The organism is Clostridium thermarum, from assembly GCF_006351925.1.
Classification (GTDB): Bacteria; Bacillota; Clostridia; order Clostridiales; family Clostridiaceae; genus Clostridium_AU; species Clostridium_AU thermarum.
Genome location: NZ_CP040924.1, coordinates 2,947,946 through 2,965,842, shown reverse-complemented (window position 1 = coordinate 2,965,842; position 17,897 = coordinate 2,947,946). Strand labels below are relative to the sequence as shown.

The following is a 17,897-nucleotide window of genomic DNA, read 5'->3' as shown; positions in this document are numbered from 1 at the left end:
GTTGATTTTGATATCGAAATATGTAAAAATAGAAGTTTTTTTTGTGGCAGAGGCTTGATTTAATTTTTATATAATAATAAAATTTTATAAGGTAGAAAAAGAGGAGGGTTTATTTAAATGACTAATAAGATTACTTTAGATTTATCAAAGTTAAGTCCATATGTTGGAAAACATGAAATAGACTACATGTCTGAAATGGTGAAAAGTGCACATAATGTGTTACATAATAAAACCGGTGCCGGCAGTGATTTCTTAGGCTGGGTTGATCTTCCGGTAAATTATGATAAGGAAGAGTTTGTAAGAATAAAGAAGGCTGCAGAAAAAATAAGAAGAGACTCCGATGCACTTATAGTTATAGGTATCGGCGGATCATATCTTGGGGCAAGAGCAGCTATAGAAATGCTCAATCACTCTTTCTTCAATATACTTACAAAGGAAAACAGAAAGGCACCTTTGATACTATATGTTGGAAATAATATAAGCTCAACATACATGGCAGATTTATTAGAAGCTGTAGAAGGCATGGATCTGTCCGTTAATGTTATCTCCAAGTCCGGAACAACTACTGAGCCGGCACTGGCCTTTAGAATTTTCAAGGAATATATGGAAAAGAAATATGGCAAGGATGGAGCAAGGGAAAGAATATATGCTACTACAGACAAGGCAAGAGGAGCACTAAAGTCCTTAGCAGATGCAGAAGGCTATGAAACCTTTGTAATTCCTGATGATGTGGGAGGAAGATACTCTGTATTAACTGCAGTTGGTCTACTTCCTATAGCTGCCAGCGGTATTGATATAGACGAAATGATGAAGGGTGCAGCAGCTGCAAGAGAAGCTTATGCAACTGATGATCTTGCAAATAACGAATGCTATCAGTATGCCGCAGCAAGAAATGTGCTTTACAATAAGGGTAAGGCTACAGAAATACTTGTTAACTATGAGCCGGCTCTTCACTTCTTCGGGGAATGGTGGAAGCAGCTCTTTGGAGAAAGCGAAGGAAAGGACAATAAAGGTCTGTTCCCTGCAGCAGTTGACTTCTCCACAGACCTTCACTCCATGGGGCAATATATCCAAGAAGGAAGAAGAAATATATTTGAAACTGTTATTAATGTAGAAAGACCAAGAAAGGAAGTTGTAGTAGAAGCAAGCGAAGATAACATAGACGGCCTTAACTTCTTGGCAGGAAAGACTATGGACTTTGTAAACAAGAAGGCTTTCCAGGGAACACTGCTTGCTCATAACGACGGTGGAGTACCTAATATAGTAGTAAATGTTCCGGAGTTAAGCCCATACTACTTTGGCTATATGGTTTACTTCTTTGAAAAGGCTTGTGGTATCAGCGCATATTTACTTGGAATTAACCCATTCGATCAACCTGGAGTTGAGGCTTACAAGAAAAACATGTTTGCCCTTCTTGGAAAACCAGGCTATGAGGATTTAAAGGCTGAATTAGAAGGCAGACTGTAATATGAAGATTATTGTAGACGGAGATGGCTGTGCAGGCAGGACCATTATTGAGAAGGTGGCCAAAAGCTTTGAGCTTCTGCTGATTATCTTTTGTGATATTCATCATATAATCAACAGTGAGTATGCAGAAGTAAAGGTAGTGGACAGCGGCTTTCAAAGTGTGGATATGTATGTTGTAAATAACTGCGGAAGAGGGGATATAGTTGTAACACAGGATTACGGTGTTGCAGCCCTATGCCTGCCCAAGGGAGCAAAATGCATAAGCCCCTCCGGATATATATTTGATGATAAAAACATAGAAGGACTTTTGATGGAAAGACATATAAAGTCAGAAATAAGAAGGGCCGGAGGCAGAACCTCCAACCCTAAAAAGAGAACTGCAGAGGATGACAGAAGGCTGGAAGAGAATCTTTTCAGACTTATAAGAGCATCCATAAGCGAACAGTAATCAAGGCAGATATTATATTGAAATTTAAAGGCAACCCGTCATGGTTGCCTTTATTGTTAAAATTATAAGATTTTTTAGAAAAGCGGAGAAAAATCCACCATTATTTATTTACTCATATTAATTACTCATTGAAAAACTATCGATAAAGTACCATGATGGAGGTTGCCTCAACAGAAACATTTCCGCCTTCGATAGTCTCAATAACTTCCGTTCCGGCCTTATGCTTATTGACTACCACATGCCACTGGCCTGACGGGATGAGAATGGTGTTAACATGAGCGGCGCCATTGTAGATCACTATGATGTCTTTCCAAGTGTCGTTGTTAGCATGGTCTTTTATCATAAAGGCTACTGAACTCCTACCGCCGGGCAGGAATTCTATGTGGTCACTTATCTGGGCTCGGTCATACAGCCTAAAGGCCCTGTGCTCTTTTCTAAGCCTGATTAACCCTTTATAGTACTCAAACACATCTAAATATTTGGACTTCCTGTGCCAATCCATCCTGTTTATTGTGTCGGTGCTGTTGTAGCTGTTTTCTACTCCCTCCTTGGTTCTGCAAAACTCAGAACCGGCATGGAGGAAGGGCACCCCCATGGAGGTGAGAACAATGCCGTCTGCCAGTTTGTTCATAGCTTTCAGCTCCTCTTCTGAGACATAGGGAGAGCTTAGTTTAAGTTTATCCCATAGGGTATAATTATCATGGCAGCTGCAGTAGTTGATACTCTGTGAAGGGGAGTAGAAGGCCGCCGGCTTATTAAACCAGTCAAGGGAGCAACCCACTGCACAAAACTTGATGGTATCTGCTTTTCCCTCACCGTCACCTACGAAGCCCTTATCATGGATATTAAATACGCTGCCCTTAATGGTATCTCTGATTAAGTCGTTAAAGAAACCTGCTTCCTTGAGCTTGAAGCTGTTATATATGTTAGCCTTTTGGTCCTCTCTAAGATTTGTGTTTAGGTGCCAGCCTTCACCATAGAGCATTAGGTTTTTGCCGGTAGACTTAAGCTTTTCACAGATTTCTGTCATGGTATCCACATCGTGAATGCCCATCAAATCAAATCTAAAGCCGTCAAAATCATACTCTGTAGCCCAATACAAGAGAGAATCTATAATAAACCTTCTTACCATGGACCTTTCGGAGGCAATGTCATTACCACAGCCGCTGCCGTTGGATAGGGAACCGTCCTCGTAGGCTCTGAAGTAATAGCCCGGAAAGATCTTCTCCAAGTTAGAGTCCTCATATTTGTAAATATGATTATATACTACGTCCATTATCACAGCTAAACCGTTCTTATGAAGCTGGGTTATGGCCTTTTTTAGCTCATATATTCTACAGGTTGGATTATAGGGATCGGTGGAGTAGGTACCTTCAGGAATATTATAGTTTTGCGGATCGTAACCCCAGTTATATTTATAAGGATGTCTTTCATCTACACTGAGATAGGAATAGTCGAATACAGGCATCAACTGTACGTGAGTTACACCCAACTCCAATATGTGTGCAAGGCCCGTAGAAACTCCCTTGGAAGATTCCGTACCTTCCTCGGCAAGTCCCAAATACTTGCCCTTATGCTTGATACCGCTGTCAGGATGGATGGAAAGGTCCCTGACATTTGCTTCATATATAATTGCATCGGTGTAGTTGTTAATTTCAGGAGCCTTGTAGGTACGGAAGCCGGTTGGATTTGTTTCTTTCAAATCCACAATAGCTCCTCTTAGGCCGTTTACGCCGCAGGCCACAGCATAAGGATCCACCACTTCGTTTACTTCATTATACACTTTAACCTCATAGGTATAGAAATAGCCTTTAAGGTTTCCTTTTACCCTTGCTTCCCACAGTCCATTGGTATCTGACATGGGATACTTTCTAGGCTTTTCCGGGAGAGTAAAGTCTCCGCTTTCGTAGATAAGCACATTCACAGAAGTAGAAGCAGGAGCCCAAAGCCGGAAGGTAGAACCCTCCTTGTGGTAGTCTACTCCAAGTTTTTCCTCTGTATAATACTTGTCATGAAATTCTTTGGAAGAGCAAAAGGAATGATAGCTTACACTTTTTGAGAGGTCATCATAAGAAATAATGCAGTGAAACTTAATATCAACCATGCTCTTAAGCTTTAGAATTATTTCGTTGGCGTAGGTTGTATAATCATCGGTCAGTATTGTAACCTCACCGTTTTTCACAGTGAGCTTTCTATAATCAAATTGAGAAATATCATCAACAAATAGAGAAATTGTGGTAAAATTAATGAGGGAGCATCTTAGTAACTGCATTAAATCCAGTCCTCCTATATTGAAATTACTGTACTATTATATTATACGGCCTTAGAATTTTAAACCCCATAATGATATGAAAAAAAGTGCAATATCATCTAGCAAAAAATGACAAATATAGTATAATTGTTATATAATCTAAAGATTAGGTGGTGCAATCTATGAGCCAGATGGAAATCAGTTTTAGTATACCAAGTCCCGCTAGTAAAAACAATGAGATTAGAATTTCTGTGGGAAGGTTCAATGATGAGAAGCTTCTATATAAATTTATTGTAGGTTATGACGGGGTGTGGGATACACTAAAGGATTTTGGAGAAGAAAATGCTGTAGTGTGGACACCTAAGGAAGATGGGAAATATATTATAATGGTACAAGCTAAAAAAGTAGAAGGCACAAGGCCCTTTGACTATGTTGCAAGGATGGATTACATAATAGGAAAGGCAACCACTAAGCTTATAAACAACGTATCCCTGGAAAGAAGTCAACTTAAGATAGGAGACAAGCAGAGACTGACTGTTTCCGTCAACAAACTGCCGGTAGTATATAAATATTGGATAAAGACCTCGGATAAATGGGAATTGATTAGGGACTACAGTGCAGAGGACACCTTGACCTTAACAGTAAAAAATCCAGGGAAGCACGAAGTTCTGGTAGAATGCAGAGCTCTTGATTCAAGAAATAGCTATGACGATTTTAAAAAGGTAGAATTTAATGTATTGCCCATAGAAAATTTGGAAATAACAGATTTTAGATGCCTGTCTACGGATATGCTTGTAGACCAGGAGCTTGTATTTCAAGTTGAAGCCAAGCATGAAGACAGCAGGATGGTGCTCTTTAAGTTCATAAAGATCTATGCTAACGGCAAGGCGGATGTGCTTCAGGACTATTCCACAAAGAGAATGGTGAGCTATGTGGAAAAGGAGGCAGGCAATTACCGGCTCCTTTGCATGGCTAAGGATATGTACTCCCAGAATCAGTTTGATGATAGGGCAATTATAGATTACAAGGTAAAGCTTTATAACGAAATACAAATCCAGAGCTTCACCAGTGACATGCTATCACCTCAGATTGTGGACAGCAGCATAGAGCTTAAGGCAGTAGTAAAGGGAGGCAGAAGGCTGCTGTACCGGTTTATTGTAGAGGGCAACAGTGCCTCAGACTCAGGCTACATAAAACAAAGTAATTACATATGGAAACCTCAAAGAGCAGGAAAGTATAAGCTCAGCCTATGGGTAAAAGATGAAAGCTTTACCGGTAAATTTGAAAAAGAGGCTGTGATGGAGTTTGTTATAGATGAGGTTTCAAATAATCCTGTTAAAATAACAGAGATTGCTATGAGTAAGGACAAGGATTTTGTCATAGGTGAAAAGATAAATGTTAAGGTTATTGCCACCGGTGGTACGGATTTAAGATATTCCTTTATTATTTCAAAGGGTGGAAAAGAATTAGAAAGAGTTGATTACGGAAGCTGTAATTGGGTAAACTATACTCCTGAAGAAGTCGGTAACTTTGAAATGGAGATAAGGGTTAAGGATAAGTACTCAAAGAAAGAGTACGACAGCCATGAAATCATACATCTGGAGGTTAAGAAGTACCTGCCGGCAGAGATAGATTATGTATTGATGCCTTCTAAGGAGAATTATATTGTAGGCGACAACATTAAATTTGATGTCATTACAAGGCGTACACAGGATACCCTTATAAAGTACGTCTTGAAGATAAATGGGCATACGGTAGAGGAAACAGATTATATTAGTAGTAAAAGGTATTTTTTAAGTCCTAAATGCCGGGGAAGTTATGTGCTGGAGATTATGGCAAAGGACAAAAGCAGCTTGGCAGTGTTTGATTCTAAAAAAATAATCAAACTCAATGTTATAGATGCCCTTCCGGTTTCAAATACTAAGATACTATGGGATAAGATCAATATAAAGGTAAATGAGCCGGTTATATTTTCTGTGGAAGCACAGGGGGGGAAGGATTTATACTATGAATTCTATCTCATGGAGCATGGGGATTGGATTTTGGTTCAAAAGTACAGCAAGATGAACTACTATACTTTTATCCCCTATAAGCAGGGAAACTATAAAATTTTAGCCCTTGTAAAGAGTATGTATAATGAAGGCGCTTATGAGGACTATGATATCATGGAGTTCAATGTGAATTAGAAGTTAAAAGCTGGAAGTTAGATGTCAGACTTTAGTAGTTGAGGCTGGAGGTTTTACAATGGAAAGATTAGATAAGGTATTGAGCAACTTGGGGTATGGAAGCAGAAAAGAAATTAAGAACATGGTGAAAAAGGGAATTGTTAAGGTTGACGGCAAGGTTGTAAAGGACAGCGGCTTTTCTATAGACCCTGAGAAGTGTGAGATATACGTAGGGGAAGAAAAGGTGGCCTACAGAAAATTTATCTACCTGATGATGAATAAACCGGATGGTGTAGTGTCAGCCACCTTTGACAACTACGATGAGACAGTAGTTGGCTTATTGGAGGCAGAGCATGCAGTTTTTGAACCCTTTCCAGTGGGACGTTTAGACAAGGATACAGTAGGGCTTCTTCTGCTTACAAACGATGGAGATTTAAACCACCGCCTGATATCTCCTAAGTGGCACGTGGAAAAATTATATTTTGCTAGGATAAATAAGGCTGTAGATGAAAGTGACATTGCGGCCTTTGAAAGTGGCGTAGTATTGGATGATGGCTATAAGTGTCTACCGGCAAAGCTCCAGATACTGAATTCAAAGGAAGAGGGGTCAGAGGTGCTGGTAACTCTGCAGGAAGGCAAGTTCCACCAGGTAAAAAGGATGTTCCAGAGCGTAGGCAAGGAAGTTGTATATCTACGAAGAGTGGCCTTTGGTCCACTGAAGCTTGACGAAACTTTGGAGGAAGGGACCTATAGAGAATTAACTGAGGCAGAATTGAAGCTTCTCAAAAAAGAAGCTGGGCTTGAAGATCAGTGAAAACGTTGTATTTTGAATGATTTACACCATTTAGCAAGCTTTTATACAATTATTTTTGCAAAATACTCTTGAAAAAGTTTTTGATATTTTATATAATAAGTTTGCAAGGATAAATAAAAAGATTAAATAGCCCCCTTTTTATTTAGACGCGAACACAACCTAGCCCCAAGGGTTGTGTTTTTCCTTTTTTGTAAATTCTATTGTTCTGCTTTCACAATTGCTATATAATTGTTTTAGAGTAATTTAGAAGTTTAACGTATAAAAGTTAAGATATATGATATCAAACTATTGATATTGGGAGGTCAGAACATGGGTGATTTTAAATCGAGATTAGAAAGTGCGGAGATGGATTTTCTTTTCGACTCTATACTTTGCTTAAAAAATAGGGAAGAATGTTATCGTTTTTTTGAAGATCTATGCACTATTAACGAAATAAAAGCCCTGGAACAAAGAATGCAAGTGGCCAAGATGTTAAAGCAGGGCAAGACCTATAATGACATTGCCCATATAACAGGGGCAAGCACTGCCACCATAAGCAGAGTAAACAGGGCCTTGACTTATGGCAGCGATGGTTACAACCTGGTTTTTGAAAGAGTGAATTGGGAAGAGAAATAGGTGAATTAATCGCCGAGGACGCGCAGTGGCGGAAGACGGGGAGGAAATATTCTTTTTGCATTGAGCTCTGTTTTAGAAAAGTGTTGATTAGGGTAAGGGACAAACTTTTGGCAGTTTGTCCTTTTATTTTCTATATCCACCAAAGAAATTTGACCAATAATTTCACCAAGTTCCTTTGGAGCAATTCCCCAATTCTAGTAATCATCAGCATAGGCATTTATCCAGCTATGGACTATTTGTTTTGTCTCACTCAAATCTCTATGAGAATTCCAGCTTAAGAACTTAGATAATTCATTATTCCTAGCCCAATGCTTAAACTTACGGGCAGTTAATGGAAATATAACTTGCCATAAAAATATGCTATAATATATTTTGAATATTTGTTTATACATTTTTTAAATGGATATGCTTTAGTTAGAGATAGGTTACAAGTGAGAAAACATATTATTTAGGAGGAAAGACATGGATTTAAGGAATTTGCTTAACCCGGAGCAGTACGATGCTGCTACCACCATAAAGGGTCCGTTGCTTATTCTAGCCGGCGCCGGAAGTGGAAAGACAAGGGTGCTTACATATAGAATTGCCCATATGATAGAAGACCTGGGGATCTACCCCTCACAAATACTGGCCATTACCTTTACCAACAAGGCTGCCGGTGAAATGAAGGAAAGAGTGCGAAAGATGGTAGGTGATGAAGTTGATAATATGTGGATATCTACCTTCCACTCCTCCTGTGTACGAATTTTACGACGGGAAATTGATAAGCTTGGCTACAAGAAAGACTTTACTATATATGACAGTACAGATCAGAAGACACTGATAAAACAGTGCATGAAGGAAATCGGCATCAACGAAAAAGATATAACTGATAGTGAAATCATAGGCAGAATTGGGAAGGCAAAGGATAACTTGATTTCTGCAGACCAGTTTAAAAGAGAAAATCAATATAGCTTTAGGGATAACAAGATAGCGGATGTTTATTTACTATACCAAAAGAAGCTTAAAAGCAACAATGCTTTAGACTTTGATGACCTAATCTTTAAGACTGTAGAACTCTTCAAGAGCAATCCAGAAGTTCTGGAATTCTACCAGAGAAAGTTCAAATATATAATGGTAGATGAGTACCAGGATACAAATAAGTCCCAGTATGAGTTTATATCCCTGCTGGCTAAGCAGCACAAAAACATTTGTGTAGTAGGTGACGATGATCAGTGTCTGCCGGAAGGTACCCTTATAAATACAGACAAGGGACCGGTAAAGATAGAAAACATAACAGCCGGTCAGTCTGTGTGCTGTGCCGCAGGAAATGGGGAGATTACTAATGCTACTGTAGAAAAAGTAATGAAAAAGGAATACAAAGGGCTACTGGTTAAAGTTAAGACTAAAAGCGGCAAAGAGGTTAAGGTTACGCCTAATCACTTAACCTTTGCTGCGTTGAATATCATTCCTGAGGTGCATTACGTATATTTAATGTATAAGTCCGGTATGGGCTATAGAATAGGCCAGACCCAGGCTATAAGAAGCAGATATGAGAATCAGTTTGATAGTGGTCTTGCTGTAAGACTTAATCAAGAAAAGGCCGATAAGATGTGGATAGTGAAAATCTGTAGTTCCAAGGCAGAGGCGGTCTACTATGAGCAGTATTACTCTGTGAAGTATGGTATTCCTACTGCAGTTTTTCATGATAAGGGCAGAGCAATATCCATGAATCAGGAACTGCTGGATAAGTTGTTTAAGGAAATAGACAGCTTCAGTGCTGGAGAGAAGTTGATGGAAGAGTTATATCTGTTCCCGGAGTATCCTCATCATTTTAGCAGCGCTGTTACAAGAGGGGAAACTTCAAGGAAGATTATAAACATAAGTTATTTTTCCTGTAAAAAATCTGAAAGCAGAGGCTATTATTCACATAGAGTGAGCTTCATAACTTCCGGAGAAGGTGAAAGACAAAGATTCACTGAGGCAGGCTTTCCCGTTCGGGCAGAAAAGGGGAAAAGCTGGCGAGTGGAAACTGAGATAAGTAACTATGATGAGGCAGAAGCTTTAGGAAGAAAGCTGCAGTCAACTATGGATGGCCTCAGCATTATGAGAAAGGCAAAGCTTACTGAAGACAAATCCTTCTACTTTATGCCCTTTGGAAGCTTGAGAGAGGGTATGAGTATAGTCACAGAAAGCAATGGTAAGCTGGTAGAGGATACTATAGTGTCAGTGACCTATGAAGATTATGAAGGTTTTGTTTATGACTTAAGCATTCCTGAGCTAAGACAGTATATAGCCGGTGGCCTTGCAGTCCATAACTGTATTTACGAGTGGAGAGGGGCAGACATTAGGAACATCCTGGACTTTGAGAAGGACTATCCCGAAGCAAAAATTGTTAAGCTGGAGCAGAACTATAGATCCAAATCCAATATATTAAATGCTGCCAACAGTGTAATACAGTATAATACTGAAAGAAAGAAGAAGGTATTGAGAACGGAAAGTGACGAGGGAGAAAAGATTAAGATCTACAGAGCACCCTCTGATATTGATGAAGCTCAATTTGTAGCGGGAGAGATACAAAAACTCATAGACCAGGAAGGCAGAAGTTACCGTGACTTTGCTATTTTGTACAGAACCAATGCTCAATCTCGTATCTTTGAAGACACCTTTATTAAGAGGAATTTACCCTACAGAATCATAGGTGGTCATAAGTTCTATGACAGAAAAGAAATTAAGGACATAATGGCTTATTTAAAGGTGCTTAATAATACTTCTGACGATATAAGCCTTCAAAGAATTGTCAATGTTCCAAAGAGAAATATCGGTGATACCACTGTAGAGAAGCTTATTCAGTATGGGGCCCAGATAGAGGATAGCCTATATAATGTAATGCTGGATGTGGAGTTTGTACCTAACTTGACTGCCAGGGCAAGAACTTCCATAAGTAAATTTATGGGCTTAATGGATAACCTTCAAATAATGAAGGAGCAGCTTTCCGTATCGGAGCTTATTAGTGTAATCCTTGAAGATACAGGATATATGAAGGAACTGCAGGCTTCCAAGGAGATTGAAGACGAAAGCAGAATAGAAAACTTAAAGGAATTGGTTTCTGCAGCGGTAGAATTTGAAAATACCTCCGAGGATAAGTCCCTATCAGCCTTCTTAGAAAAGACAGCCTTGGTGGCAGATGTAGATAACTATGATGCAGAGGCGGATACATTGGTTATGATGACCATACACAGCGCAAAGGGCCTGGAGTTTCCGGTAGTATTCATGGTGGGTATGGAAAACGGAATTTTCCCGGGAAATTCATCCTTGAACAACCCGCATGAAATGGAAGAATCCCGAAGGCTCTGCTATGTAGGAATAACCCGTGCAATGCACAAGCTGTATATGACCTCCGCGGAAATACGAAGGGTCTTTGGAAGAGTTTCTGCCTTTGCACCTTCAGATTTCATAAGCGAAATTTCACCTTCACTGGTTGAAAACCTAAATAGGGGAGGAGCCTTTACAACCAGACAGGTGGTGGAAAGAAGCGGTTATAGTAATTCCTACAGCAATTCCTATGGTATTTCCTATAACAGTCAGTATAATAATCCGCATTCTTTAAGAAACAGTCTTAATGCAAATTCAGGTGGCGAAAGTATAAGTAAAAAGTTGGAGTATATGAAAAATGTTTCTACACAGTCAGGCGGTGGAACAGCATTGACAGCAGCGGAGGCTGTACCAGGAAGAAAGGTTAAACACGCTAAGTTTGGTGTTGGAACTATAATAAATGCTAAAAGTGAGAACAACGACGTAAAGCTAACCATAGCCTTTGACAGCATGGGGATAAAGGTTTTCTTGTTAAGCATGACACCCTTAGTATTAATATAAAAAGGTGGTATATATATGGAAGAGATATTGAAACGGATGGAAGAATTGGCTGAGGAACTCAACAGGCATTCCTACAATTACTATGTGTTGAATAACCCTACCATATCTGATAAGGAATACGATAAATTATATGATGAACTTGTAAAGCTTGAGAAAGAAACCGGTGTGGTATTACCCTACTCTCCAACCTTAAGGGTTGGAGATGTGGTGCTGCCGGAATTTCAGAAGTACACCCACAAGGCAAGGTTGTGGAGCCTGGATAAGGCCCAAAGTGTGGAGGAGCTTAGGGACTGGCATAACCGAAATTTAAGATTGATAAATGAGTATAATAGTACTCATGAGGATAAGCTTCCTAGATTAAAATATGTAATTACAAAAAAATTTGACGGTCTTACAGTAAATTGTACATATGATGAAAATGGCGTATTGGTTAAGGCTGCCACAAGGGGCACCGGAGAAATAGGGGAAGATATTACAGCCCAGGCAAAAACAATTAAAACACTACCCCTAAAAATTCCCTATAATTACGCAATAGAAGTACATGGAGAGGCTATAATGACCAAGGAGGCCTTTGAAGAGTACAACAGGAAGTCCGAGGTGCCGCTGAAGAACATGAGAAACGGTGCAGCAGGTGCCCTTAGAAATCTAAATGTAAAGGAAACTGCCAGAAGAAACCTATCAGCCTTTTTCTATGATGTGGGCTATAATGAAGGAAGGCCCTTTAAAAGCTATATGGAAATGTTAAATTTCATAAGGGACATGGGCTTCTATATGGATGATTACATAGTGGTTTGTGAATCCGTAGAGGAAATTGAAAAGGAAATTGACTATATAGACAGCATAAGAGGAGACCTTAACTACGATATTGACGGAATAGTAATAGCCATAGATGATATAAGGACCCGAGAGGTATTAGGCTATACCATTAAGTTCCCAAGATGGGCCATTGCCTATAAGTTTGAAGCCTTAGAAGCAACAACAAAGCTTTTGGAGGTTGAATGGAATGTGGGAAGAAGCGGAAGAGTTTCACCTACTGCCATATTAGAACCTGTGGAACTTGGTGGGGTTACAGTAAAAAGGGCAACTTTAAATAATATGGATGATATAAAGAGAAAGGGAGTAAGGATAGGCGCCAGGATCTTTGTCAGAAGGTCTAACGACGTTATTCCTGAAATCATGGGAGTGGTTGAAGACTCGCTGGAGGACACCAGGGAAATAAGTCCTCCGGAAAATTGTCCATATTGCGGCAGTAAGCTTATACTTGAAGGAGCACATTATTTCTGTGAAAATACCCTGTCCTGTAAGCCCCAGATGGTAAAGAGCATCGTGCATTTTGCCAGCAGAGAGGCCATGAATATAGAAGGTTTCAGTGAAAAAACCGCAGAACAGCTCTTTGAAAAGCTTGAAATAAAGTCCATCTCAGACCTTTACAGGCTTAAGAAAGAAGAACTGCTGACCTTAGAAAAGTTCGGAGAGAAGAAGGCTCAAAATCTGTTAGATGCCATTGAAAAGAGCAAAAACTGTGACTTAGCTTCCTTTATATATTCCTTAGGAATACCCAATGTAGGTAAAAAGACTTCCAAAGATTTAGTGAAGCGTTTTAAAAGCTTAGACAGGATAATTAAGGCAACCTTTGAAGACCTATTGCAGGTGCAGGATATTGGTGATATAGTAGCTAATAGTATCATAAAATTCTTTGCACAGGAAAAAATAATAAAAAGTATAGATGAACTCTTAAGCCTTGGAGTTAAGCCTAGCTTCCAGGAAACCCAGGTTGTTAAAAATGCTTTTGAAGGCAAGACAGTGGTGGTTACCGGAAGCCTCAAGAACTACAGCAGAACGGAAATAAAAGGAAAATTAGAGTCACTGGGAGCAAAGGTTTCCGGCAGCGTAAGCAAAAAGACAGACTATGTGATTGTTGGAGAGGATGCGGGCTCAAAATACGATAAAGCTGTGGAATTGGGTATTAATATTCTTACAGAAGAAGCCTTTGAAGAGATGCTAAGGGGGTAGATTCTGTTATGGAGGGATTTGAGTGAGAAAAACAGTTGATTTTTTAGGGTGGATACTTGTAGTAATCACAATTTTTGCACTTGTATGTACCTGGCTCACAACATATAATCTAAGTTATGTAAAATACTTCAATACATACAAAGTACTGCAGATTTCTCTATTCTGTACAATGCTGGTATGGGCTTTAAAAATGTATAATATTAGCTCAGGAAAAAGAAGATGGGCATACTCCAGCATATGTCTTATATTTGCTTTGGGAACAGTGTTTTTTATGGTTTATGGAGATGTATGGTAGAACAGAGGTGGGATATCAGTAATCAGATGTCAGAGAGTTAGAAAAATAGGACTCCTAAGTTTTTAGGAGTCCTATTTTTTATATTTGGATAGTTCAGTGTTTTTTTCTTTTTCTTGTGAAGAATTACTTATGCATGTTTCTGCGGAATCTTTAGCAGCAAGCATGTGTACATTTTGGGTTAGCTTTTCAAGCAAATAATTATTATATTTCATCTGTCCCAGCATTTGATTAAGGCTTATAAAGCCCCATATGGCAACAAACATTAAGGTTACCATAAATACAGCACCATAATTTCTAAAAATAATAGCATAGGGTTGTGCCTCCACATATTTCATATTTTTACAGAAATATTATAACATAAGTACATCATTGCTTCAAATTTTATATTTTTAAAATTTACTATTTATATTAAAAGATTACTCATATAATTTACTAATATTATATAGTATTATATTATTATAAAAACCTATGAGGGTGGGGAGTATTGATTTCTGTTGTAGATAATTTTTATTGTGCTGTAAGAAAAAAAGAGATAATAAGACTGAAAAAAATAATTAATAATTTGAAAGTTGATACTTTTTATTTGTCCCTTACTAAAGGCTGCTGGAAGTTTGGTATTCAACATGAGATTTTACTGAAAAATGCCGGTGTATTGGAGATAAAGCTTTACCGGGGAAGGAAAGCGCTGATAATAAAGTTCCATAAGACGGCGACGGTTTTTATGGGAGATTATGAGCGATTTTTAGATATGCTAAAGAGACATGGGATAAATAAAGGTGTATATATTACTAGCGGTGTTTTTGAGCAGAAGATAATTAATAGTTATAGAAGAAGATTAAGATCAGATAATAAGGTAAAGTTAGAGGATATGACAAGGTTTGGAAGAGGTCAGTTAGGATGGAGCAGAAGGTCTGAGGAAATCCTTAAAGAAAAAACCTTAAAATTGTACAAGTATTTATCCTAAATAATGAAGGTGCATATGTTTATTATGCACCTTATTTGTTAAGAATTTACTATAGGGATATATAGAGATAAAGGAGACCGCTATGAAAAAGCTTATATATATGTTAGTTGTTGCAATATTCATGCTTACGGGTTGTGTAATAGAGAAAAGGCATATCAGCCCTCAAAGTAAGGACTATATAATATGTAACTTCGGTGAATTACCGTTAGAACTAGACATGCCAGAGGTTGACACAAATAATTATGAAGGAATTTACACCTGCCTCTTTGAGGGTCTATTACATATGAACAGGGACAGAGAGATTACAGAAGGGCTGGCTGAGGAGTGGACTATAAGTGATGATGGCCTTGAATATAGTTTCAGTCTTCGTGAGGACGCAAAATGGAATGATGGAACACCTATTTCTGCAGATGACTTTATAGTATTCTTTAAGTACATACTGTCTGCTAAGGCAGAAGATCCCATGGCCAGCGAGTTATTTCCCATTGCCGGTGCAGAGGACTATTATAAAGGAAAGATAAATTTCAAGGATGTTGGAATAAAGGCTGTAGATAAAAATAAACTTGAAATAAAACTAGCCTACGAATATCCTCAGTTGCTGGAAGTTCTCTGCGAGCCCAGATATACTTTAAGGAAAAGTGTCAGCAAGCTGAGACTATGGAAGGACATGTATAAGGAAATACTGTATAGCGGCCCCTTTGTAATTGAAAATATAGATAATAAGGGAATAAGCTTGACCAAGAACGAAAACTATTGGAAAAAGGATTATGTCACCGATGAGAAATTTCTTATTATCACCGATAAAAGCAAGGAAGAAGCCTTGGCAGAGCTTGAAAGCGATAAATTGGATATACTGTGGAATCCGCCTATAAATGAGATAGAGCGGGTAGTTTCCAGTGATAATGCAATAATAATTAATAGTAAGGATTCATTAGTTTTAAGCTTTAATCCAAAGTTAGCAGCAACAGAAAGTGCTATAAGACTAAGAAAGAAAATCATCTGCGCCATAGATGTAGACCAGCTGAGGAAAGAAGGGCTGAAAGAATTTAATCCTAAAAAATATGGCCTATTTAAAGTAATAAAACTTTATGATTCTATAGAGGAAGATGGAGCTGACAACAAAAATTCAGATGGTGATGATAAAGAAAAAAAGACCTTAACCCTATTAGCTGAAAAGGATGATTTAAATAAGAGAATATGCAAGGAACTTAGTAAGCAATTAAAGGAGAAGGCAGGAATTACATTAAACATTAAGTTATTAGCGGATGAGCAGCTTAAGGAGGAAGTTTCAACCGGAAATTATGATATGCTGCTGCAAAGATTTAAAGGCAACTTTGGAGAAGAATATATTGAAAAAAACAGAAAAGAGTATCTAGTTTATCCCCTTTTCAAAGCTTCAGATGTGATATTAAAAAATAATTATATAGAGGGTATAGAAATAGACGCCTTTGATAATATTGTTTTAAATAAGGTATATCAAGAATAAAGGAGCCATATATTAGGCTCCTTTCCTATTTAAGGTGTATTGAATTAAATAAAGCAAAGGCATGTTTTTACTGCTGTCAAAGGTATTTTTACTTTGTTCAAAGGCATCCTTCTTTTTATTGTAGCTGATATTTTTAATGAAAATAGGGGCCAGTTGGCTGCTTTCCGGAGTGGGAATAGAAGGCATCCTGAAATAGTCATCCTCCAGCAAGTCTTCAGACTTATTGGTAAAGTTTCTGTACCTTTCGGGGCTATCCAAACTTGGAGTATCGGGCCAACTTAAGATTAAACCGGAGTTAATAAGCTGCCTCTTATAAACATCTGTTATAATAGAAGTTCCTGAATCAGCATGGTTCTTTAAATTTATAAGCTGGCAGAGGGTGTAGAGTACTACCTCTTGGGAGGAAAAGTCTACATCTTTTTTCTCAGTGTTTTTAATAAATATACCTTTTTCCGTGTCATAATAGGAGTTCAAAATCTGAAGAATTTTATCCCTCTCTTCCTCAAACTTCAACAGGCCTAAGCTGTCATGGGCACAATCCAGGTTTATATAGGCCATACATAGGTTGTCAATTTTTATGTTTGAGTTTTCTTCAAGACTTTCACTAGTTCTATCAATAAGTAAATCATAAAGATCCATAAGCATGTACTTAGCTTCTTCGTTTTTATTTTCCTCGTAAAATACATTAAAGGCTAAACATAGTCTGTTTATCTCTTCCAGGGATAAATCATAAAGCTGATCTTTATAGCTTATCAGCATGTTAAGTATGTCTAAGGAGAAACTCTTGTAGGCTTCAGCATCGGCGTTGTCCGGAAGATTTGAAACCTTATAATAGGCAGCCATGCAGAGGGCTTGATCAGAAAATTTAAATTTCTTTTCCTTATCTACAAAGTCTAAATGCTCTTCATCTTCAGAGCAGTCCTTCTTGTCTACAAAAACTCCGTCAGCACTTCTTAGATAGGAGGAGAAGAAGTCTAACTGTTTTATTGCCAACTGAGAGTATATTTTGCTAAGTGCATAGAGATTAGCATCTAAATTTTCGAACTGATGATAATAATTGCTGAGGTCCATTAACATTAAGTTCATAAAGATATTACTGCTGACATTCACCTCCTTCTTGAAGGTGTCTTCATCCCAGGTTAGGGAATCCTTGGCTACATTAAGTTTAGGATTAGCTTTCTTATATATGCACAAAAGTGGAGAAATTTTTCTAAATATGTTACTATCAAGATTGGGAAGATTTTTAAGTTTAAGTTGCTGAAGGTTACTGGTCACACCGCATCTTGAATTAAAGAGTATATGTTTAAAGGATTCTCTTGAAAAATATAATAATTGTTTTTCTATATTATTTATATCCATAGTATTAATTCTAAGAAAAGGACCTATATATTTCAAATTACTTCACCTCATAAAATAATCCTTATATAAATAATATGAAATATATAGTAAAATAGTGCTAAAAAATAAATTTTATTTTAAAGGATTTTTTCAGCTTACTGAAAAAAGGCATCCCAAATTTTCAATTGT

Annotated in this window: 13 protein-coding genes; 10 read left to right on the top strand and 3 right to left on the bottom strand. The window is 38.0% G+C overall.

Annotation, left to right across the window (positions count from 1 at the left end):
• Window positions 1–117 precede the first annotated feature (117 nt).
• Together FHY60_RS13435 and FHY60_RS13430 are read left to right on the top strand one after the other, a co-directional pair.
• Window positions 118–1,467, top strand: coding sequence for a glucose-6-phosphate isomerase (locus FHY60_RS13435; protein WP_139905507.1), 1,350 nt, complete (start codon window positions 118–120; stop codon window positions 1,465–1,467).
• Window position 1,468: 1 nt separating this feature from the next.
• On the top strand, window positions 1,469–1,915 hold the full coding sequence (locus FHY60_RS13430; protein WP_139905506.1) for a YaiI/YqxD family protein: 447 nt from the start codon (window positions 1,469–1,471) through the stop codon (window positions 1,913–1,915).
• Between the two features lie 136 nt (window positions 1,916–2,051).
• Here FHY60_RS13430 and pulA read toward each other — a convergent pair whose 3' ends face one another.
• Window positions 2,052–4,187, bottom strand: a complete 2,136-nt coding sequence (gene pulA, locus FHY60_RS13425; protein ID WP_139905505.1) for a type I pullulanase — start codon at window positions 4,185–4,187, stop codon at window positions 2,052–2,054.
• 161 nt (window positions 4,188–4,348) lie between these two features.
• Here pulA and FHY60_RS13420 point away from each other — a divergent pair, with 161 nt between their 5' ends.
• The 6 genes from FHY60_RS13420 to FHY60_RS13395 all read left to right on the top strand — a co-directional run bounded on the left by FHY60_RS13420 (window position 4,349) and on the right by FHY60_RS13395 (window position 13,920).
• Complete coding sequence (locus FHY60_RS13420; protein WP_139905504.1) at window positions 4,349–6,352, top strand: triple tyrosine motif-containing protein; 2,004 nt, start codon at window positions 4,349–4,351, stop codon at window positions 6,350–6,352.
• Between the two features lie 58 nt (window positions 6,353–6,410).
• Complete coding sequence (locus FHY60_RS13415) at window positions 6,411–7,145, top strand: pseudouridine synthase (protein ID WP_139905503.1); 735 nt, start codon at window positions 6,411–6,413, stop codon at window positions 7,143–7,145.
• A 309-nt stretch (window positions 7,146–7,454) separates the two neighbouring features.
• Window positions 7,455–7,760 carry a YerC/YecD family TrpR-related protein gene (locus tag FHY60_RS13410; protein ID WP_139905502.1) on the top strand — a complete coding sequence of 102 codons (306 nt, stop codon included), beginning with the start codon at window positions 7,455–7,457 and terminating at the stop codon, window positions 7,758–7,760.
• A 462-nt stretch (window positions 7,761–8,222) separates the two neighbouring features.
• Window positions 8,223–11,612 carry a UvrD-helicase domain-containing protein gene (locus FHY60_RS13405; RefSeq protein WP_139905501.1) on the top strand — a complete coding sequence of 1,130 codons (3,390 nt, stop codon included), beginning with the start codon at window positions 8,223–8,225 and terminating at the stop codon, window positions 11,610–11,612.
• A gap of 15 nt (window positions 11,613–11,627) precedes the next feature.
• A complete protein-coding gene (gene ligA, locus FHY60_RS13400) occupies window positions 11,628–13,625 on the top strand; it encodes an NAD-dependent DNA ligase LigA (RefSeq protein WP_139905500.1) in 1,998 nt (665 codons plus the stop codon).
• A gap of 22 nt (window positions 13,626–13,647) precedes the next feature.
• The gene (locus FHY60_RS13395; RefSeq protein ID WP_139905499.1) at window positions 13,648–13,920 is read left to right on the top strand and encodes a hypothetical protein; all 273 of its coding nucleotides are present in this window, start codon (window positions 13,648–13,650) and stop codon (window positions 13,918–13,920) included.
• Window positions 13,921–13,991: 71 nt separating this feature from the next.
• On the opposite strand, the gene FHY60_RS13390 is transcribed toward FHY60_RS13395, so the two are convergent.
• Window positions 13,992–14,255 carry a hypothetical protein gene (locus FHY60_RS13390; RefSeq protein ID WP_139905498.1) on the bottom strand — a complete coding sequence of 88 codons (264 nt, stop codon included), beginning with the start codon at window positions 14,253–14,255 and terminating at the stop codon, window positions 13,992–13,994.
• 149 nt (window positions 14,256–14,404) lie between these two features.
• Between FHY60_RS13390 and FHY60_RS13385 the strand changes: the two genes are divergently transcribed.
• Window positions 14,405–14,884, top strand: a complete 480-nt coding sequence (locus FHY60_RS13385; RefSeq protein WP_139905497.1) for a hypothetical protein — start codon at window positions 14,405–14,407, stop codon at window positions 14,882–14,884.
• An 82-nt stretch (window positions 14,885–14,966) separates the two neighbouring features.
• Window positions 14,967–16,370, top strand: coding sequence for an ABC transporter substrate-binding protein (locus FHY60_RS13380; protein WP_139905496.1), 1,404 nt, complete (start codon window positions 14,967–14,969; stop codon window positions 16,368–16,370).
• A 12-nt stretch (window positions 16,371–16,382) separates the two neighbouring features.
• On the opposite strand, the gene FHY60_RS13375 is transcribed toward FHY60_RS13380, so the two are convergent.
• Window positions 16,383–17,765 carry a hypothetical protein gene (locus tag FHY60_RS13375; RefSeq protein ID WP_139905495.1) on the bottom strand — a complete coding sequence of 461 codons (1,383 nt, stop codon included), beginning with the start codon at window positions 17,763–17,765 and terminating at the stop codon, window positions 16,383–16,385.
• Window positions 17,766–17,897 lie beyond the last annotated feature (132 nt).

Coding starts and splice junctions, on each gene's coding strand:
- FHY60_RS13415 (WP_139905503.1), top strand. CDS start 6,411: ATGGAAAGATTAGATAAGGTATTGAGCAACTTGGGGTATGGAAGCAGA.
- FHY60_RS13390 (WP_139905498.1), bottom strand. CDS start 14,255: ATGAAATATGTGGAGGCACAACCCTATGCTATTATTTTTAGAAATTAT.
- FHY60_RS13420 (WP_139905504.1), top strand. CDS start 4,349: ATGAGCCAGATGGAAATCAGTTTTAGTATACCAAGTCCCGCTAGTAAA.
- FHY60_RS13380 (WP_139905496.1), top strand. CDS start 14,967: ATGAAAAAGCTTATATATATGTTAGTTGTTGCAATATTCATGCTTACG.
- FHY60_RS13405 (WP_139905501.1), top strand. CDS start 8,223: ATGGATTTAAGGAATTTGCTTAACCCGGAGCAGTACGATGCTGCTACC.
- FHY60_RS13430 (WP_139905506.1), top strand. CDS start 1,469: ATGAAGATTATTGTAGACGGAGATGGCTGTGCAGGCAGGACCATTATT.
- ligA (WP_139905500.1), top strand. CDS start 11,628: ATGGAAGAGATATTGAAACGGATGGAAGAATTGGCTGAGGAACTCAAC.
- pulA (WP_139905505.1), bottom strand. CDS start 4,187: ATGCAGTTACTAAGATGCTCCCTCATTAATTTTACCACAATTTCTCTA.
- FHY60_RS13435 (WP_139905507.1), top strand. CDS start 118: ATGACTAATAAGATTACTTTAGATTTATCAAAGTTAAGTCCATATGTT.
- FHY60_RS13410 (WP_139905502.1), top strand. CDS start 7,455: ATGGGTGATTTTAAATCGAGATTAGAAAGTGCGGAGATGGATTTTCTT.